Source organism: Cryobacterium sp. Hh11, from assembly GCF_004404045.1.
GTDB lineage: Bacteria > Actinomycetota > Actinomycetes > Actinomycetales > Microbacteriaceae > Cryobacterium > Cryobacterium levicorallinum.
Map to the genome: position 1 here is coordinate 60,662 of NZ_SOHF01000034.1, position 19,002 is coordinate 79,663.

A 19,002-nucleotide genomic window follows, 5' to 3' on the forward strand; every position below is an offset into this window, starting at 1 on the left:
CTCCATCGAGCTTGTCGAATCCGTCAATCGAGTTAAATCGTTTGGTGTGATTCGACAAGCTCGATCGTTTTAAGTCGACCCGCGCGGGTCGGTCTGCGTAAATATCTGGAGGCCTTTTTGTTCAGCGCCATTGCGCGGATCTTCCGCACACCCGACCTTCGCAAGAAGATCGGCTTCACCCTGGGCATTATTGCTCTGTTCCGCTTGGGCTCGTTCATCCCGGCCCCGTTCGTGGACTTCGGCAACGTGCAGCTGTGTCTGGCAGCCAACCAGGGATCGAGCGGCCTCTACGAGCTCGTCAACCTGTTCAGCGGCGGCGCCCTGCTCCAGCTCAGCGTGTTCGCCCTCGGAATTATGCCGTACATCACGGCCTCGATCATCGTGCAGCTGCTGCGCGTGGTCATCCCCCACTTCGACACCCTCTATAAGGAGGGTGCCTCCGGTCAGAGCACACTGACCCAGTACACCCGGTACCTCACGATCGCCCTCGGCATTCTGCAGTCGACCACGCTGATCACTGTCGCCCGCAGCGGCGCCCTGTTTGGCACATCCGCCAGCACCGAGTGCACGCAGCTGATCACCAACGACGCCTGGTACGCCATCATGCTCATGGTCATCACGATGACCGCCGGCACCGGCGTCATCATGTGGATGGGTGAGCTCGTCACCGAACGCGGCGTCGGCAATGGCATGTCGCTCATGATCTTCATCTCGATCGCAGCTTTGTTCCCCGGATCGCTCGGCTCCATCGGCCAGCAGCAGGGCCTCGACACCCTCATTATCGTGCTGATCGTTGGAATTCTGGTGGTCGCCGGCGTGGTCTTCGTCGAGCAATCCCAGCGGCGAATACCGGTGCAGTACGCCAAACGTATGGTGGGGCGCCGCACCTACGGCGGCAACAACACCTATATTCCGATCAAGGTCAACATGGCCGGCGTGATCCCCGTGATCTTCGCCTCTTCTTTGCTGTACCTGCCGGCCCTGCTAGCGCAGTTCAACCAGCCGGCCGCCGGCACCGAAGCTCCGGCCTGGGTCGTCTGGATCTCCAACAACCTCACCGGTGGGGACCAGCCGCTGTACATGGCCATGTACTTCTTCCTGATCATCGGCTTCACCTACTTCTACGTGGCGATCACGTTCAACCCCGAAGAAGTCGCCGACAATATGAAGAAGTATGGCGGATTCATTCCCGGCATCCGCGCCGGCCGCCCGACCGCCGAGTACCTCGACTTCGTGCTGACCCGCATCACGCTTCCGGGCTCGCTCTACCTGGGCTTTATCGCGTTGATTCCACTCGTCGCATTCTCGGTTATCGGCGCCGACCAGAACTTTCCGTTCGGCGGCGCGAGCATTCTCATCATCGTCGGCGTGGGGCTCGAGACGGTCAAGCAGATCGACTCGCAACTGCAACAGCGACACTATGAGGGGCTTCTTAAATGACGCGGTTACTACTGATCGGCCCGCCCGGCGCTGGCAAAGGCACCCAGGCGGAGCGCTTGGCGCTCGCCTTCGATATTCCCGCCATCTCCACCGGCGACATCTTTCGCTACAACGTGACCAACAACACCCCGCTGGGGGTCGAGGTCAAGTCGTTCATGGACGCCGGGGCATACGTTCCCGACACCCTCACCAACGCCATTGTCGCTGACCGGCTCAACGAAGCGGATGCTGCCGACGGCTTTCTGCTCGACGGCTACCCGCGCACGACCGACCAGGTCGCTGAGCTCGACCGTCTGCTAAGTGCAGCGGGTACCCAGCTCGACGTCGTCGTTCTCATCACCGCCGACACTGACGAGGTCGTCGCGCGGCTGCTGAGGCGTGCGGCCGAGCAGGGCCGCGCGGACGACACGGCCGACGTCATCCGTCATCGTCTGGACGTCTACGCGGAGCAGACCGCTCCGCTGATCGATGTGTACAGCGCTCGTGGCCTCGTCGTCACGATCGATGGCCTCGGTGCCGTTGAGGCGGTCACCGACCGCATTCTCGCGGCCCTGGCCGAGCGCGGCCTGCGCCCCGACAGCAGCACGCTCTAATACCCGTTTGGGGCCGGGCCTGACTCGGCCCATCATCATCTGCACCACCACGTAAATAAGAAAAGATCGCTCCCTTTCTCGGAGCTAGTTTGTAGGAAATCAGTGAGTTTTGGTCGTTCCATCTACAAGAACCCCGCCCAGCTGCGCCTCATGGTCGCGCCGGGCCTGGCCACCGCGGCATCGCTCGGGGCCGCCCGCGCGGCCATGGTGATCGGGGCCACCACCCTCGAACTCGACGCTGCGGCCGAGGCCGCCATCGTCGCGCTCGGCGGCAAGCCAAACTTCAAGCTCGAAGCCGGATATCACCACACCGTCTGTGCCTCGGTGAACGACGACGTCGTGCACGGCATCCCCTCCGGGCGACGCCTCGCGGCCGGTGACATCGTCTCGATCGACAGCGGCGCCATTATCGAGGGCTGGAACGGCGACGCCGCGTTCAGCTTCGTGCTGCCGGACGCGTCGCGGCCCGAGGTCGTGGCCGAGCGTCAGAAGCTGTCCGATGTCACCGAGCAGTCCCTGTGGCACGGCATCGCTCGGCTGCACACCGCGCGCCACCTGAACGAGGTCGGCGAAGCCATCGAAGATTACGTGGAGTCGCAGGGCAGCTACGGCATCCTGACCGACTATGTCGGCCACGGCATCGGCCGTTCGATGCACGAGGCCCCGCCCGTGTTCAACTACCGCGTGCGGCCCAAGGGTCCGGATGTGAAGCCGGGCCTCGTCGTGGCCATCGAGCCGATGGTCGTGCTCGGATCGATCGATACCTACACCCGGGACGACGACTGGACCGTTGCCACCAGCGACGGCAAGGCCGCAGCGCACTGGGAACACAGCATCGCCGTGCACAAGGACGGCATCTGGGTGCTCACCGCCGAAGACGGCGGCGCAGCCGGCCTCGCCCAGTTCGGAATCACTCCCGTCCCGATCCCGTAGCGCCGCTTCGCGAGACCGCCATCGACCAAAGCGAGCGGGCCCGCGAAACGCGGGTCAGGCGGTCGCGCGGAACGTCTCGATGGCCAGGATGCCCGCGGCCGGGTTCACCGACGACAGGTGCACGATCGAGAACCCGCCGGTGTCGAGGTCTGCGGCGTCGAACAGCGCTGTGGTCGGCTGACTCCCGGTAGCCAGCGCGATTTCCCGCATGATCTCCGGCAGCACCGGCCCGTGGCTGCACAAAACAGCGGTTTTGCGGGAGCGTACGCGCTTGCCGACGATGGAGCGAACATCCGCTTCATCGCTTTCGAGCGCGTCCTGGCTGATCAGATCCGTCTGCTTGATCGGGATGCCCGTGGCGGCGGCGAGCGGAGCCACCGTCGTGACGCACCGCACGGCCGTGCTCGAGATAATGCGCAGCGGGCGCCAGGCCGTGATCGTGGCCACGAGGCCCGTTGCCTGCGTCACCCCACGCGCCGTCAGCGGACGACGCGCATCAGGGCCGGCGCCGGTGCGTGGCGCGGCCTTGCCATGGCGCAGCGCGATCAGCGCGAACGTGCGGGTGACGCCGGAGTCGACGAGGGCGGAGAATGTCTCGAGAATCTCGACATCGGCCGGGTAGCTCAGGTAGCTGCGGGCCTTCTTGATCGTCACCCACTCGATCGCGGCGACTTCATCGTTGGGAACGAAGGTTGAGCGTGCGATCGCGTCCGGCGTGATTTCGGCGGCCCAATAGTGCACGATCTTGGTGCGGCCGTCGGGCATGTCGTAGTGCGACACCCCGAGCGGAACCCCGAGCGCCACGTCCAGCCCGGTCTCTTCGGCGACCTCGCGGACCGCGGTGCGGGGCAGCGACTCGCCCGGATCCACCTTGCCCTTGGGGATGGTGACATCGCCGTGCACGGTGCGGTGAATGAGCAGCACGTGCATGCGGCCGTCGATCAGGCGCCAGCAGACGGCTCCGGCGGCGTACACGTTCGGGTCGGTGGTCTTGACCGCCATCAGCGCCGCGCCGGCGGTCGTTTGCGGGCACTGATCTGCTGCATCAACCGGTTCTGCATGTCGCTGAGGTGCACGCCGTTCTCGTCGACGTCGTGGCGGGTCCAGTGACCGGTGTCATCGAGCCACCAACTGGAGGTTCGATCGTCCATGGCCCGTTCGAACAGCGCCTCGATCTCGAGCAGATGTTCCGGGTCGACCAGTCGCACGAGCGCCTCCACCCGGCGGTCGAGGTTGCGGTGCATCATGTCGGCGCTGCCGATGAACACCTGCGTGTCCCCGAGGTTGTGAAAGGAGAAGATGCGCGAGTGCTCGAGGTACCGGCCGAGAATCGACCGTACCCGAATGTTCTCGCTCATGCCGGGAACGCCCGGCTTGAGGCTGCAAATGCCGCGCACCCAGACGTCGACGTGCACGCCGGCCTGGCTGGCCCGGTACAGCGCGTCGATAATGTCCTCGTCGACCATCGAGTTGACCTTGATGCGGATGCCGCTGGTCGCCCCCGAGAGGGCGTTGTCGGTTTCCGCCTGGATCTGCTTGAGCAGGGCCTTGCGCAAATGCAGGGGAGCCACGAGCAGTCGCTTGAACTTCTTCTCGATGGCGTAACCCGACAGCTCGTTGAACAGGCGGGTGAGGTCCTTGCCGACCTGGGCATCCGCTGTCAGCAAGCCGAGGTCTTCGTAGATGCGGCTGGTCTTCGGGTTGTAGTTTCCCGTGCCGATGTGGCTGTAGTGCCGCAAAACGCCCTTCTCGTAGCGCACCACGAGGGCGAGCTTGCAGTGCGTTTTGAGGCCGACCAGTCCGTAGACGACGTGCACGCCGGCCTTTTCGAGCTTGCGTGCCCAGGTGATGTTGGCCTGCTCGTCGAACCGTGCCTTGATCTCGACCAGGGCGAGCACCTGCTTGCCGCTGTCGGCGGCGGCGATGAGCGCCTCGACGATGGGGCTGTCTCCGGAGGTGCGGTACAGCGTCTGCTTGATGGCGAGCACGTTCGGGTCGGCTGCAGCCTGCTCCAGAAACGCCTGCACGCTCGTCGCGAACGACTCATACGGGTGGTGCAGCAGCACGTCGCGCCGGGCGACCGCCGCGAAGATGTCCTGCTCGGCGTTCGGCTCGCTCGGCAGCAGCTGGGCGGCCGTGGTCGGTACGTGCTTGGCGAAGTGCAGGTCGGGGCGGTCGATGCGCAGGTCGAACAGTCCGCCGAGGTCGAGCGGCGCCGGCAGGTGGTAGACCTCCTGCTCGGTCACGTCGAGTTCGCGCACGAGCAGCCCGAGGGTGACCTCGTCCATGTCCTCGGTGATCTCCAGTCGAATGGGCGGGCCGAACCGGCGACGCAGCAGCTCCTTCTCGAGCGCTTTGATCAGGTTCTCGGTCTCGTCCTCGTCGATTTCGACGTCTTCGTTACGGGTGACCCGAAACACGTGGTGTTCCAGAATCTCCATGCCCGGAAACAGGTCGCCGAGCTGGTTGGCGATGAGATCTTCGAGTGCGATATAGCGGATGCGATCGACCGACTCGGTGCGGTCGACCCGCACGAAACGCGGCAGCATCGGTGGCACCTTGAGCCGGGCGAACTCTTGCTTGCCCGTTTTGGTGTTGCGCACCCGCACGGCCAGGTTGAGGGAGAGGCCGGAGATATAGGGGAACGGATGCGCCGGGTCGACCGCCAGGGGCATCAGTACCGGAAAAATCTGGTTGGAGAAGTAGGTGCGCAGCGAGCGACGGTCGGCGTCGCCGAGGCTCTGCCAGTCGACGACGTCGACGCCGGCCGCGGCGAGGGCCGGACGCACGAGGTTCTGAAAAGCGAGGGCGTGGCGATCCTGCAGGGCATGGGCGGCCGCCGAGATGTCGCTCAGAACGTCCTGCGGGGCACGGCCGACGTTCGTCGGAACGGCCAGGCCGGTCAGGATGCGGCGCTTCAGGCCGGCGACGCGCACCATGAAGAATTCGTCGAGGTTGCTCGCGAAGATGGCGAGAAAGTTGGTGCGTTCCAGCACCGGAAGGGACTCGTCCTCGGCCAGTTCCAGCACGCGCTGGTTGAAGGCGAGCCAGCTCAGCTCCCGGTCGAGGTAGCGGTCGGCGGGCAGCGCCGGGTCGAGTTTTCCGAAAAGTGGGTCAAAGTCGTCATCAAAGTCTGTGAGACCGGAGTCTGCCTGGGTGATTTCGCCGTCCATCTGTCCATCCTGACACCCTTGGTCACGCCACCGCGACGAACCGGGTGAACGTCTGACGAAATATTCTCTGAGCCGTTGACTTTTCGGCGCGTCGCCCGGATTAACTCGCCGGTGTTACCCTGCGAGTCGGCCCCGACCGGGTGAAATGGCCTCAGCCGGCGAGGCGGCGGTACTGCACGTCGACCGTGTGGTCGGTGAAACCGAGCGACCGATACAGGTGCACGGCGCCGGCACTGTCGGCCTCCACGTAGAGGGCGGCTGTACTGCAGCCGGCAGCGTGCAAGCGCTGAAGCCCCGCCTGCATGAGCGCGCGGCCGAAGCCGTGACCGGCGGCATCCGGATGCACCCCGATCACATAGATCTCGCCGATCGCCCCGTCAATCTTCAGCCAGTTGTAGCCGATCATGCGACCGTCAACGTCCCGCAGAATCAGAAAGTCGTCGCTGCTGAACCACGATTCGGCCTGTCGCGCTGCCAGGTCGGCCTCGGTAATAGCGCCCTGTTCCGGGTGCGTCGCAAACACGAGCGCGTTCAGGTCAACCCACTCCGCATCGTCCAGGCCTGGCCGAAACGCCGAAATTCCTGCGCCATCCAGGGAAACGGATGCCGACTCCTCGGTGTCCGGCAATGACTTGCGCAATTCCAAAAGGGTTCGCACCGCGACGAAGTTCAGCTCGACCGCCAAGGCGCGCGCGCCGGCGTGGTCGCCGTGCGACCACGCGGTCATCTCGCCGGGCTCGAGCGCGCCGAGTTCGCCCCAGGCCGCCCGTCCGTACCCGCGTCGGCGACACTCCGGCGTAATAACCAGGTCGATTTCGCCGCGCCCAGCCAGCGCCGCCCCCACCAAGAGGTCATTCGATCGCACCAAATAAGCGGTCCGCAGGCCGCTGTGCAGGTCGAACAGCCCCTGCTCATTGAAGGGCGCGTAGCCGTCGAAGGCGAGCGCCTCCGCGGCGATGCGGTGGAATTCGGTCAGCCCGGCGGCATCCGTTTTACTAAGCGCGGAGAGAATTGGGAACTCGCTCATCGTTTTCCTCGTGCACATTGAACCGGTAGCCGACGTTGCGTACGGTGCCGATGAGCGATTCCTGGTCGCCCAGCTTGGCGCGCAGGCGCCGCACGTGCACGTCGACCGTGCGAGTGCCGCCGAAATAGTCGTAGCCCCAGACCTCGCTCAAGAGCTGTTCACGGGTAAACACCCGTGACGGATGCGCGGCCAGGAACCGCAGCAGTTCGAACTCCTTATAGGTGAGGTCGAGCGGTTTTCCGTGCACCTTGGCCGAGTAGCTCGCCTCGTCGATCACGACTCCGGCCGCGCGGATCGTGTTCGAGGGCACGGTCTGGGCGAGCCGGCCGATGCTCAGGCGGATACGGGCATCCACTTCGGCTGGGCCGGCCGTGTCGAGAATGACATCGTCGACGCCCCAGTCCGGACTGACCGCGGCCAGTCCGCCCTCGGTAATGACGAGAAGCAGGGGAGTAATGGTGCCCATCGTGCGCAGAATCTGGCAGAGCGACTTGGCCGCGGCGAGGTTGCTGCGGGCATCCACCAAAATCAGATCGGAATCCGGGGCGTGAATGAGCTGATCCGCCTGGGCGGGAATCAGTTTCGCGCTGTGTGACAGCAACGCCAGGGCGGGGAGTACGTCATTGTTGGCCGCCGAGGTCAGGATCAACAACTGCGCCACGGGCGCCCTCCAAGTGTCTCGAATTTCATACTAGCGTGCCACGGGATGCGACCGTTCAGGCACAATAGAGACGTGAGCTGGCACTGGAGAACGATCGCGACCGTGTGGTTACTGGCGATTGTGGGGGCCATTCTCACCGGATTGCTCGCCACCCCGGCGTCGGCGCTCGGCTGGTTCGGGCTCACCCTGGCCGGCTGCACGCTCGTCACGCTCGGACTGCAGATCGCCACCGGAACCAAAGAAGGTTACGTGAAACGGGTCACGCTGAGCATCGCCGGCGCCCTCGTGATCCTCGTCGCGGCGACGATTGTGGTCGCTCTGCTCTGAGCTCCCGCTAGACTCGCAGCATGGATCTGTTAGCGCTGGAACTTTTCTTTTTAGGCCTGCTCGGACTGGCCAGCTTGTCGATCGCCTGGGTGTCCGGCATGGTCGTTTTCAAGCTGTTCCGGGGGCAGCGGTAAGTAAGCATGTTTGACCTTCCGGTCGGTTTGCCGTCCGAACTTGTTCCACTCTCCTGGCTGATCGGAGTCTGGGAAGGTTCCGGTGTGCTCGAATACAAAATCGGCGAGGAGTCGGTCAGCCGTTCCTTCGGCCACCGCATCAGCTTCAGCCACGACGGCCTGCCGCACCTGAACTACAGCTCGTACACCTGGCTGGAGCCGCTGGCTGCGGCCGCCTCTGAATCGGATACCGCTATGCCCGAGTCCGAGGGCGCTTCTGGTTCTGGCGCTGCTCTTGAGGCGGACGCCGCATCCGCTTTGGCTGAACAAAACGTTCCCTCTGAAACGGATGTCGCCACGCCGGCCCCGACGCTGCCGCCCGAGATGCTGTCCGACGAGAAGCTCCCGCTGGTCACCGAAACCGGGTATTGGCGGCTCAGCCGTCACCAGGGTGACGGCGACCCGGGGCCCGGCATGCTGCCGGGCATGGGGGAGCGCCCGTTCACCTCGGCGGCGGCCGTTGAAACGTTGCGCAATCGTGACGGTGGTTTCGACATCGAGGTCACGCTCGTGCATCCCGGCGGCGTCGCCGAACTCTACCTCGGCCAGGTAAAGGGCCCCCGTATCGACCTCGCCACGGATGCCGTGCTGCGCACCGCCGGATCCAAGCCCTACGCGGCCGCCACCCGCCTCTACGGCCTGGTCGACAATGACCTGCTCTGGGCCTGGGACATCGCCGCCCTGGGCCAGAACCTGCGCACCCACGCCTCCGGCCGCCTCGCCCGGGTCCAGTAGTCCCTTCCTAATCGGGACGGGGCTTGGGCTCCGCCCCTGGGCCCAGTTTATAAACTGGGCCCGCGGTCATCAGGTGGGCCCAGCAGAGCGCACCCTCCTCTTTCGCCCGGGCCCGGGCCCGGGCAGCGGGCCCATGAGGGATCATGGGCCCGCTTCCGTAGGGTGGGCCCAGTCGGGCCGTGACCCGGCTCGCCTGTCGAATAAATCCGCGGGCCGTAGTGTTGTTAGTGCATGAGCCGTGCCAACGAGCACGCCCCCAAGCACGATCGCCGACCGTCAACCCGGATCGGCAGAATTGAGCGCCATGACTGACCCGGCAACAACCGTCTCACCGCTGCTCGGACTGCCCGGCGCGGTGCAGTCCGCGGGAATCGATGCCGGCGTCGCCGCGCACTACGGCAACCCCATGATCGAACAACGCTCGCTCGTCGCCGGACACGCCATCGTCGACCTCTCGCACCGCGGCGTGCTTTCCGTCGCAGGCCCCGACCGTCTCAGCTGGCTCAACTCCATCGCCAGCCAGGAACTCAAAACCCTCGCCCCCGGCGAATCCACCGAGATGCTGTTGCTCGACCCCAACGGACACCTTCAGTACGCCGTCCGCGTGCTCGATGACGGCGTCGAAACCTGGCTCCTCGTTGAGGCCGCCGAGCTGCCCGGCCTGCAAACCTTCCTCGACCGCATGAAGTTCATGCTGCGGGTGCAGGTCGTCGACCACACCCTCGCCTACGCCACCATCGGCGCCATGACGGATGCCCCCGCCTCCGTTGGCATCACCGCCGCAGCCCCGAACGGCGTGCCGCTGACCTGGCTGGATCCTTGGGCCGCCGTCGCCCGAGGCGGCTATCAGTATGCCGAGGCGCCCGAGCATCCCGGAACCCGCTGGACCTACACCGAGACCCTCGTGGCCCGCGCCAGCCTCCCCGCCCTGCGTGACGCACTCGCCGCCGGCGCCCTGACCGTCAGGCCCGAGTCCGCCACGCCCGCCGCAACAGCGCCCGCCTCCGACCCGGCCGCCCCAGTCCCAACCGGCGCTGCAGCATCCGCTTCGCTGGTAAAACCGGCCGGACTGCTCGCGCTCGAGGCGCTGCGCATCGCCGCGTGGCGTCCGCGCCGGGCCCGGGAGGTCGATGAGAAGAGCATCCCGCACGAGCTGGACTGGCTGCGCACCGCCGTGCACCTCAGCAAGGGCTGCTACCGCGGACAGGAAACCGTGGCCAAGGTGCACAACCTCGGCCACCCGCCGCGCCGCCTGGTCATGCTGCACCTCGACGGGTCGGAAGGCGTGCTGCCCGCGCCCGGCGACCCGGTGCAGGCCGACCGCGTCCGGCCCGAAGCCGAGCCCGAACGGGTCGTTGTCGGCAGCATCACGTCGAGTGCCATCCACTATGAGCTCGGACCGATCGCGCTCGCCGTGATCAAGCGCACCATCCCGGGCGCATCGACGCTCTACGTCGAGTCCGAGGGCATCTCCATCTCGGCCGGCCAGGAGATCATCGTTCCGCAGTCCGCCGGGTCGGTCGCCGACATTCCCCGCCTGCCCCGCCTCGGAGTCCGCACCCCCGTTCGCTGACCTTCCAGGGTCCCCGGGCTCGCCGACTTTCGATGGCTTATTCAGGAAATCCTCTGTGACGGATGCTGCTTCCCGCGTGTTGGCGCGGGTGGCGGCATCCATTGTGACCAGTTTTCCTGAATTAGCCCCCGCCGGCGGGTGCGCTCCGGCGCAATTGCGTCACCCACGCTCGATAGAGTGGGCACATGTCTGCCCCCTACACACTCGTCCTCCTCCGCCACGGCCAAAGCACCTGGAATCAGCAGAACCTGTTCACCGGCTGGGTGGACGTTCGCCTCAGCGAGCAGGGTGCCACCGAAGCCGCGCGCGCCGGTGTACTGCTCAAGGACGCCGGCCTGCTGCCCGACGTGCTGCACACCAGCCTGCTGTCCCGCGCCATCCAGACCGCGAACCTCGCGCTCGAAGAAGCCGACCGCTCGTGGATCCCGGTCAAGCGCTCCTGGCGCCTCAACGAACGCCACTACGGCGGACTGCAGGGCCTCGACAAGGCGGCCACCCAGGCCAAGTTCGGCCAGGAGCAGTTCATGCTGTGGCGCCGCTCCTACGACACCCCGCCGCCCGTGCTCGACGACTCCAGCGAGTTCTCGCAGGCGCACGACGCGCGCTACGCCGACCTCGGCGACGACCTTCCCCGCACCGAATGCCTCAAAGACGTCGTCGAGCGGATGCTGCCCTACTGGCAGTCCGACATTGTGCCCGACCTGCAGGCGAACAAGACCGTCCTGGTGACCGCGCACGGCAACTCCCTGCGCGCCCTGGTCAAGCACCTCGACGGCATCAGCGACGCCGACATCGCCGAACTGAACATCCCCACCGGAATCCCGCTGGTATATCGGCTCGGCGAAGACTTCATGCCGCTTGGCCCGGGGGAGTACCTCGACGCCGAGGCCGCCGCCGCCGGAGCTGCCGCCGTCGCAGCCCAGGGCAACACGAAGTAGCCCCCATAGAAGGCCCCGGAGCAGGTGCTCCGGGGCGTTTTATCTGACCGCAGGTCATGAGCGCGCCCGAAACTGGTGCGCGCTACGTCCGTTCGTTAGTTACCGTAGCGGCTACCGATATCGGGCGCGGTCATGCGTGCCGCGCCGCCAAACCGAGCGCGGCCACCCATATCGGGTGCGCTCACCCGTGCCGCAACCGGGCGGGGCATCAGTTTCACGCAAAAGGCCCCGCGAGCGCATGCTCCGGGGCCTCTCACGTGCAATAAGTCAGTCGTTGTTGTCCTGGTGCCAGGCCCCCGTGCCGAGGTACTGCACCTTCTTCGCGATGGACACCGCGTGGTCGGCGAACCGCTCGTGGTACCGGCTGGCCAGGGTCGCATCGACGGTGTCGGCGGCGAGCCCCTTCCAGGTTTCGCCGAGCACGGCGTCGAACACGCTCACGTGCAGCGCGTCGACCTTGTCGTCTTCATTGCGAATGGTCTCGGCGAGGGCCATGTCCTGGTGCAGGAGTAGCTCGGTGAGCATATTCGCGATGACCACGTCGAGCGCGCCCATTTCGGCGAACGTGCCGCGCAGTCCCTTGGGAATGACCTTGTCGGGAAAACGGTAGCGGGCCAGCTGGGCGATGTGCGTCGAAAGGTCGCCCATCCGCTCAAGGGAGGCGCTGATGCGCAGGGCACTCACGACAATTCGCAGGTCGCGGGCGACCGGCTGCTGGCGGGCCAAAATGGTGATCGCGAGCTCGTCGAGCTCGACCGTGAGTTCGTCGATCTTCTCGTCTTCGGTGATGGCCTCTTCGGCGAGGCTGACGTCACTCTCGTTGAAGGCGCGAGTGGCCTTGTCAATCGAGATGGCGACGAGCCGAGAGATCTCGACTAGTCGTTGTTGAACTTCTGCCAGCTCCTGCTGGAATACGTCGCGCATGCTGTGGTCCTTCCTTGCCGCGCGGGCACGCACGGGCCTGTGAGACCCGCCTTGGCCTCCGACCTAGAATGCCGGATTTAGGTTAACGGCAGGTGCCGTGGTCTTGAACACTTTCTAAAGTACAGGTCTCCGGCGGCCTTCGCTGCGAAGTAGAGCCCCAGAGTGTCAGTAACCTGTAGGTTATGGAATCGACGTTGCTGGTGTTGCTGTCGCTGGCACTCGGCCTCGGCGTCGGGGCTGGCTTCGTGACCCTGTTGCACGTCGCCGAACGGCACGGACGCCGCGCCAGCGAAGTGGTCAACCCGGCCGTGCCCGACGGAATCGACCAGGTGCTCGACGCCCTCGAGACCGCCGGCGTCGTGCTCGACCCGTCCAACAACGTCATCAAGACCAGCCCGGGCGCCCTCACTCTCGGTCTGGTCTGGAACCATCAGCTCGTGCATCCGGAGCTGCTCGAACTCGCCCGACGAGTGCGCAGCACCGGCGAGCCGATCAGCGAAGACCTCGTGCTCTCCCGCGGCCCGTTCGGCGACGCAAGCATGCGGTTTCGGGTGCGCCTGGCCCGGCTCGGCACTCGCTACGTGCTGCTCCTGGCCGAGGACCGCACCGAAGCCTTCCGCCTCGACGAGGTGCGCCGCGACTTCGTCGCCAACATCAGCCACGAACTGAAGACCCCGATCGCCTCCGTCGGTCTGCTCGCCGAGGCACTCGACAAGGCAGCGGATGAACCGGCGCAGGTTCGCCGCTTCGCCAACCGGTTGACGACCGAGTCGGCCAGGCTCGGCCGCCTCACCCAGGAGATCATCGAACTGTCCCGGCTGCAGGCGCAGGACGTGCTCGCCGAGCCGGAGATTCTCAGCGTCGATGACATCGTCGCCGCGGCCGTCGATCAGAGTCGAGTCGTCGCCGAGGCGGAACGCATCACCATTGTTCTGGGCAAGAAGTCTGGTGCCCACGTCTACGGCGATGAAGCCCTGCTCATCGTGGCCGTGCACAACCTGGTCGCCAACGCGGTGAACTACTCCCTCGAGGGATCGCGCGTGGGCGTTGGCGTGCGCCTGCAGAAGGGCATCGTCGAAATCACCGTCACCGATCAGGGCGTCGGAATTGCCGAGGCCGATCTGGACCGGGTCTTCGAACGATTTTTCCGGGTCGATCAGGCCCGTTCGCGTCACACCGGCGGAACCGGACTCGGCCTGTCCATTGTCAAACACGTCGTGCAGAACCACGGCGGAGACATTCGCGTCTGGTCCCAGCCGGGCAGCGGATCCACCTTCACCATCCGTCTCCCCGAGGCGGCGCAGCCGATCGAACCCGGCCCCAAGAAGCCGCAACCAGCCGCACGTGCGGCCGCAGGAGACACACCATGACACGCATCCTTCTGGTCGAAGACGAGAGCGCGCTGAGCGAGCCGCTGAGCTTCCTGCTCGAACGTGAGGGCTACGAGGTCGTCGTGGCCGAAGACGGGCCGAGCGCGATCAGCGAATTCGACCAGAACGGCAGCGATCTCATCCTGCTCGACCTCATGCTGCCCGGAATTCCGGGCACCGAGGTGTGCCGCGAGATCCGCACCCGGTCGACGGTGCCGATCATCATGCTCACCGCCAAGGACTCCGAAATCGATATCGTCGTCGGGCTGGAACTCGGCGCCGACGACTACGTGACCAAGCCGTATTCGACCCGCGAACTCGTCGCGCGCATCCGTGCGGTGCTCCGGCGCCACGACGATCAGGGCGGCGATGACGACGACACCACACTTGCCGCCGGCACCGTGCGCATGGACGTCGAGCGGCACGCCGTCTCAGTGTCCGGCGAACTCGTGAATATGCCGCTCAAGGAATTCGAGCTGCTCGAGTTTCTGCTGCGCAACGCCGGGCGGGTGCTCACCCGCGGTCAGCTCATCGACCGGGTCTGGGGCACGGACTACTTCGGCGACACCAAGACGCTCGACGTGCACATTAAACGCATCCGTTCGCGCATCGAGGCGGTCCCGTCTGACCCGACCATGCTCGTCACCGTGCGCGGGCTCGGTTACCGCTTCGAGGCCTGAGCCGTCACGGACGGGCGGCATCCGCTTGACCAGGCGGGGAGCGGATGCGCGCACTCGCGCGTCCCGCCGGCCACGCGGCGCAGGCTGGCCCAGATACAAAACGGGCCGCCATCCCCGAGGGGATTGCGGCCCGTGTGCTGAAAAACCTACGCTGCGGGCGTCTCAGTCGGCTCGGGCGTCTCAGCCGGCTCGGGGGTCTCGGTCGGCGCGAGCGTCGGCAGCAGGGTCGAGTACTCACCCTGAGTGCCGGTCAGCACCGGCAACAGCAGCTCGACGCCGGTCTCTTCGCCGTACTGGAAGAACACCGGAAACAGCGAGCCGGGCTGGCTGTCCATGTTCTCGAGAATGACCGATTCTTCACCCTCGGTGCCGAACGTCACGGTCGTGTTGGCCTCGACCGGAACATCCTGGGAGACCGTGCCGATGCTGGACTCGTACTGCACGACCAAGTGCTGCTCGGAGTCGGTCGTGTTCACGACGGACACGATCAGGTTCGCCAGTTCACCGTCGGTCGAGAGCAGCAGACCGTTGCGAATGTGGATCTCGCCAACATCACCGCTGACTCCGTCGCTCGCGTTGTACTCGATCGAGGTGGCCTGCGGTGCGAAAAATCCGCATGCGCTCGTGCCCAACAGAATGCCGGCCGCCAATACAACGGATGCAGCGATGCGCGCTCTCACAAGACCTCCATACCGAAGCAGCGGTCGACGGTGGGCCGGCGCTGCAGAATTCGCTTTGTCACTAGCTTAGCGGCGAGTCTGGGCGGCGACATGTCGTCGCCGCGCCTCGCGGGGGCGCGCGTACTTTAGCACCACCTTGATGTGGTATCCTAGGCGTCGCTGAAGGGATCCCTATGCTGTTTGAGGTTGGCGAAACTGTTGTTTATCCCCACCACGGCGCTGCGACGATCACCGAGGTGAAAACGCGCATCATCAAGGGTGAAGAGAAGCTCTACCTCAAGCTCAACGTCACGCAGGGTGATCTGACAATTGAGGTTCCCGCCGAGAACGTCGACCTGGTCGGCGTGCGCGACGTGATCGGCCAGGAGGGCCTCGACCGGGTGTTCGAAGTGCTGCGGGCACCGTTCACCGAGGAGCCCACCAACTGGTCCCGCCGGTACAAGGCCAACCTCGAGAAGCTCGCCAGCGGCGATGTCATCAAGGTGTCGGAGGTTGTGCGCGACCTGTGGCGTCGCGACCAAGACCGCGGCCTGTCCGCCGGTGAGAAGCGCATGTTGGCCAAGGCCCGGCAGATCCTGATCAGCGAGTTGGCCCTGGCCGAGAAGACCGATGAAGAGCGGGCCTCCACCGTTCTGGATGAAGTCCTCGCTTCCTGATTCTTTATTTTGCTTCGTGAGGGGCGGTGCCGCGAGGTGCCGCCTTTTGCATGTTCATCCCGCTGCATCGCCCAGATAGATACCCTCCAGATATGACTGTTCCCCTCCTGCCGCCGGCCAGCCCGCTCGACGACCCCTCACCCGATGCGCCCACCGTTGCCGTGATCATCGTCGCTGCCGGCAGCGGAATGCGTCTGGGGCACACCGAACCTAAAGCATTCGTTTTGCTGCATATGCGCCCGCTGCTCGACCACGCCCTAGATTCCATTTTTGGAATGCGTTCGCCCGTGCAGATCATCGTCGTTGCCCCCAGCGACCGGGTAACGGATGCCCGCGCCATCGCCGCCGCTGCCGCGGCTCGTCACGAGTCGCCCGCGGCGGCCCTGACGATCGTCGTCGGCGGACGCACCCGTCAGGACTCGGTCGACCAGGGCTTCGCCGCCCTGCTGCCGAGTATTGACGTGGTGCTCGTGCACGATGCCGCGCGTGCTCTCACCCCCGCCAGCTTGTGCGACGCCGTCGTCGACGCCGTGCGTTCCACCGGGCACGGCATCATTCCGGGGCTCCCGGTCGTGGACACCATCAAACGGGTCGCCGCCTCCGGCGCCATCCTCGGCACCGTCGACCGATCCGAACTCTTGGCCGTCCAGACCCCGCAGGGATTTCCCCGTGCCATGCTCGCCGCTGCCCGCGCCTGGGCCGTGCAGAACGGCCGGTTCGAGGCGCTCACCGACGATGCGGCCCTTGTCGCCGACGCCGGTCACCCGGTCTCCGTCATTGCCGGCGACGCCCTCGCCTTCAAGATCACCACGCCGGAAGACCTCGACCGAGCTGACTTGATCCTGCACGCCGCCGCAACCCCGCCGCTGCTCCCGCTCCTCCCGCGCATCGGTACCGGCCTTGACGTGCACGCCTTCGCCGCCGACACTGAGCCTGACGACACCACCGAGCTCTGGCTGGCCGGGCTGTATTGGCCGGGGGAGCGCGGCCTCAGCGGTCACAGCGACGGCGACGTCGCCTGCCACGCTATCTGCGACGCCCTGCTCGGCGCCGCCGGTCTCGGTGACATCGGCAGCGTGTTCGGCACGACTGATCCGCGGTTCAGCGGCGCCCACGGCGACGTTTTTCTCACCGAAACGGTGCGCCTGGTCGCAGCTGCCGGCTACCAGATCGGCAACGTCTCGGTGCAGATCATCGGCAACCGCCCCAAGTTCGCGCCGCGTCGGGCAGAGGCCGAAACGCGACTCACCGGCATCCTCTCTGCACCGATCAATATCGCAGCAACCACGACCGACGCCCTCGGATTCACCGGTCGCGGCGAGGGCGTCGCGGCGACGGCCACGGCGCTGCTCTACCCGCTCCCGCCCGCGGCACCAGAGCCGGGTCAGACCCCTGACCTAAACTGGGAGGCGTGACCATGCGACTGTACGATTCGAAGGCCCAGGCCTTGCGTGACTTTGTCCCCCTCGAACCGGGCCGGGTCGGAATGTACGTGTGTGGACCCACTGTGCAGTCCAGCCCGCACATCGGTCACCTGCGCAGCGCCCTGGTCTACGACCAGCTGCGCCGCTGGCTCAGCTACCGTGGACTGAACGTCACGTTCGTGCGCAACGTCACCGACATCGACGACAAAATTCTGATCAACGCCAAGGGCTCGAGCGAGCAATGGTGGGCGCTGGCCTACCGCTACGAGCTCGAGTTCACCGCCGGCTACCAGCGCCTCGGTATTCTTGCCCCGACCTACGAGCCGCGCGCGACGGCGAGCATCACCGAGATGCAGACCCTCATCGCGACCCTGATCGAACGCGGCAACGCCTACCCGGCCGCTGACGGTTCGGCCGACGTGTATTTCTCCAGTGCGAGCTGGGCCGCCTATGGCGCGCTCACGCACCAGTCGCCGGACAATATGGAAGCGGCAGTGGATGCTTCGCCGCGCGGCAAGCGCGACCCCCACGACTTCGCCCTGTGGAAGGCCCACAAGGAGGGCGAGCCGACCTCAGCCGCCTGGCCATCGCCGTGGGGCGTTGGTCGCCCCGGCTGGCACATCGAGTGCTCGGCTATGGCAGCCCGCTACCTCGGCGACCGGTTCGACATTCACGGCGGCGGACTCGACCTGCGGTTTCCGCACCACGAGAACGAGCTGGCCCAGTCAAACGCGGCCGGCAGCGACTTCGCGAACTACTGGGTGCACAACGGCCTGGTGAACGTGAACGGGCAGAAGATGTCCAAGTCGCTCGGCAACTCCGTGTTCGCGGCCGAACTGCTCGACCAGGCTCGCGCCATCGTCGTTCGCTATTTTCTCGGCGCGGCCCACTATCGCTCGACCATTGACTACAACGACGGGTCCCTGGCCGAGGCCGAGGCGGCCCTCGAGCGCGTCGAAAGTTTTCTCGACCGTGCAGACCGGCGCCTCGCCGGTACCCGGTTCGCCGGGAGTGGCGTCGAGGTCGTGCCCGACGAGTTCGCCGCGGCTATGGACGACGACCTTGCCGTTCCGCAGGCGCTCGGTGTGTTGCACGACACCGTGCGGGCCGGAAACGCCGCGCTGGATGCCGAAGACCTGCACGCTGCGGCATCCGCTCGCAGTGAAGTACTCGCGATGAGCGAAGTGCTGGGAATCAACCCTTTGTCGCCCGGCTGGGCCGTGGCGACGGACGAACCGGCCATGGTGGCCCTGAGTGCGTTGGTCGAGCGGCTGCTCGGCGACCGCAACCTCGCCAGGGAAAACCGCGACTACGCGGCCGCAGACCGAATCCGGGACGAACTCGTCGCCGCCGGAATTACCATCGAAGACACCCCGTCGGGTGCCCATTGGAGCTTTGACTGATGAAGAACTTAGACCGCAAATCGCGTACCGGAGCGGTGCGCAAGGGCAGCCGTGGAGCCCAAGTCGGCTCCGGCGGCCAGGGCCGTCAAGCGCTCGAGGGCAAGAAGCCCACGCCTAAGGCAGAAGACCGTCCGTACCACCCCGCGGGCAAGCGCAAGGCTGCCGCCGAGCGCTTCACCGCGGCCGGCGGCTTCAACTCCCGCCCCGCAGCGGATGCTTCCGCCAACCGCGGCGGCTCCCGCGGCGGCCCCGCTGCTCGCGGCGGTGCCCGCGGCGCATCGCAGGGCGGCCC

18 protein-coding genes and 1 pseudogene are annotated in these 19,002 nt (G+C 65.9%); 13 read left to right on the forward strand and 6 right to left on the reverse strand.

Annotation, left to right across the window (positions count from 1 at the left end; translation table 11 throughout):
- Positions 1 to 117: 117 nt before the first annotated feature.
- The 3 genes from secY to map all read left to right on the forward strand — a co-directional run bounded on the left by secY (position 118) and on the right by map (position 2,966).
- Positions 118 to 1,440, forward strand: coding sequence for a preprotein translocase subunit SecY (gene secY, locus E3T46_RS15555; protein ID WP_134443830.1), 1,323 nt, complete (start codon positions 118 to 120; stop codon positions 1,438 to 1,440).
- Positions 1,437 to 2,033 (forward strand): adenylate kinase, encoded by a 597-nt coding sequence (locus tag E3T46_RS15560; protein ID WP_134579242.1) that lies wholly within the window; start codon positions 1,437 to 1,439, stop codon positions 2,031 to 2,033. Before secY ends, E3T46_RS15560 begins: the two co-directional genes overlap by 4 nt.
- Before the next feature lie 102 nt (positions 2,034 to 2,135).
- Entirely contained in the window at positions 2,136 to 2,966 is an 831-nt protein-coding gene (map, locus tag E3T46_RS15565; protein WP_241980827.1) for a type I methionyl aminopeptidase, read from the forward strand.
- A 54-nt stretch (positions 2,967 to 3,020) separates the two neighbouring features.
- Here the strand turns inward: map and E3T46_RS15570 are convergent, their stop codons facing one another.
- The 4 genes from E3T46_RS15570 to E3T46_RS15585 all read right to left on the reverse strand — a co-directional run bounded on the left by E3T46_RS15570 (position 3,021) and on the right by E3T46_RS15585 (position 7,827).
- Positions 3,021 to 3,968, reverse strand: a complete 948-nt coding sequence (locus E3T46_RS15570; protein WP_134579243.1) for an NUDIX domain-containing protein — start codon at positions 3,966 to 3,968, stop codon at positions 3,021 to 3,023.
- Positions 3,968 to 6,139 (reverse strand): RNA degradosome polyphosphate kinase, encoded by a 2,172-nt coding sequence (locus tag E3T46_RS15575; protein ID WP_134579244.1) that lies wholly within the window; start codon positions 6,137 to 6,139, stop codon positions 3,968 to 3,970. Before E3T46_RS15575 ends, E3T46_RS15570 begins: the two co-directional genes overlap by 1 nt.
- Before the next feature lie 151 nt (positions 6,140 to 6,290).
- Positions 6,291 to 7,166, reverse strand: a complete 876-nt coding sequence (gene mshD / locus E3T46_RS15580; RefSeq protein WP_166790304.1) for a mycothiol synthase — start codon at positions 7,164 to 7,166, stop codon at positions 6,291 to 6,293.
- Positions 7,135 to 7,827: a response regulator transcription factor gene (locus tag E3T46_RS15585; RefSeq protein ID WP_134443825.1), complete on the reverse strand. Its 693-nt coding sequence runs from the start codon at positions 7,825 to 7,827 to the stop codon at positions 7,135 to 7,137. The genes mshD and E3T46_RS15585 overlap by 32 nt, the downstream gene beginning before the upstream one ends.
- 72 nt (positions 7,828 to 7,899) lie before the next feature.
- Here E3T46_RS15585 and E3T46_RS15590 point away from each other — a divergent pair, with 72 nt between their 5' ends.
- The 4 genes from E3T46_RS15590 (at position 7,900) to E3T46_RS15605 (ending at position 11,573) form a co-directional block, all read left to right on the forward strand.
- The gene (locus tag E3T46_RS15590; protein ID WP_092451125.1) at positions 7,900 to 8,154 is read left to right on the forward strand and encodes a hypothetical protein; all 255 of its coding nucleotides are present in this window, start codon (positions 7,900 to 7,902) and stop codon (positions 8,152 to 8,154) included.
- Positions 8,155 to 8,294: 140 nt separating this feature from the next.
- A complete protein-coding gene (locus tag E3T46_RS15595) occupies positions 8,295 to 9,062 on the forward strand; it encodes an FABP family protein (RefSeq protein ID WP_134579246.1) in 768 nt (255 codons plus the stop codon).
- 304 nt (positions 9,063 to 9,366) lie between these two features.
- Positions 9,367 to 10,635 carry a folate-binding protein YgfZ gene (locus E3T46_RS15600; protein WP_134579247.1) on the forward strand — a complete coding sequence of 423 codons (1,269 nt, stop codon included), beginning with the start codon at positions 9,367 to 9,369 and terminating at the stop codon, positions 10,633 to 10,635.
- A gap of 185 nt (positions 10,636 to 10,820) precedes the next feature.
- Positions 10,821 to 11,573, forward strand: a complete 753-nt coding sequence (locus tag E3T46_RS15605; RefSeq protein WP_134443822.1) for a phosphoglyceromutase — start codon at positions 10,821 to 10,823, stop codon at positions 11,571 to 11,573.
- Positions 11,574 to 11,840: 267 nt separating this feature from the next.
- Here the strand turns inward: E3T46_RS15605 and phoU are convergent, their stop codons facing one another.
- Entirely contained in the window at positions 11,841 to 12,497 is a 657-nt protein-coding gene (gene phoU, locus E3T46_RS15610) for a phosphate signaling complex protein PhoU (protein WP_134579248.1), read from the reverse strand.
- Positions 12,498 to 12,679: 182 nt separating this feature from the next.
- Here phoU and E3T46_RS15615 point away from each other — a divergent pair, with 182 nt between their 5' ends.
- Positions 12,680 to 13,867, forward strand: coding sequence for an ATP-binding protein (locus E3T46_RS15615; protein WP_134579249.1), 1,188 nt, complete (start codon positions 12,680 to 12,682; stop codon positions 13,865 to 13,867).
- Positions 13,864 to 14,547 (forward strand): response regulator transcription factor, encoded by a 684-nt coding sequence (locus E3T46_RS15620; protein ID WP_092451113.1) that lies wholly within the window; start codon positions 13,864 to 13,866, stop codon positions 14,545 to 14,547. The genes E3T46_RS15615 and E3T46_RS15620 overlap by 4 nt, the downstream gene beginning before the upstream one ends.
- 146 nt (positions 14,548 to 14,693) lie before the next feature.
- Here E3T46_RS15620 and E3T46_RS15625 read toward each other — a convergent pair whose 3' ends face one another.
- On the reverse strand, positions 14,694 to 15,227 hold the full coding sequence (locus E3T46_RS15625; protein WP_174845412.1) for a hypothetical protein: 534 nt from the start codon (positions 15,225 to 15,227) through the stop codon (positions 14,694 to 14,696).
- Between the two features lie 173 nt (positions 15,228 to 15,400).
- On the opposite strand from E3T46_RS15625, the gene E3T46_RS15630 reads away from it, so the two are divergent.
- The 4 genes and pseudogenes from E3T46_RS15630 to E3T46_RS18610 all read left to right on the forward strand — a co-directional run.
- Positions 15,401 to 15,883 (forward strand): CarD family transcriptional regulator, encoded by a 483-nt coding sequence (locus E3T46_RS15630; RefSeq protein ID WP_104135553.1) that lies wholly within the window; start codon positions 15,401 to 15,403, stop codon positions 15,881 to 15,883.
- A 92-nt stretch (positions 15,884 to 15,975) separates the two neighbouring features.
- A complete protein-coding gene (ispD, locus tag E3T46_RS15635; RefSeq protein WP_134579250.1) occupies positions 15,976 to 17,298 on the forward strand; it encodes a 2-C-methyl-D-erythritol 4-phosphate cytidylyltransferase in 1,323 nt (440 codons plus the stop codon).
- Complete coding sequence (cysS, locus tag E3T46_RS15640) at positions 17,295 to 18,710, forward strand: cysteine--tRNA ligase (protein WP_134579251.1); 1,416 nt, start codon at positions 17,295 to 17,297, stop codon at positions 18,708 to 18,710. Before ispD ends, cysS begins: the two co-directional genes overlap by 4 nt.
- Positions 18,710 to 19,002 (forward strand): annotated as a pseudogene (locus E3T46_RS18610) (23S rRNA (guanosine(2251)-2'-O)-methyltransferase RlmB); the annotation flags it as partial. The gene cysS and the pseudogene E3T46_RS18610, both read left to right, overlap by 1 nt.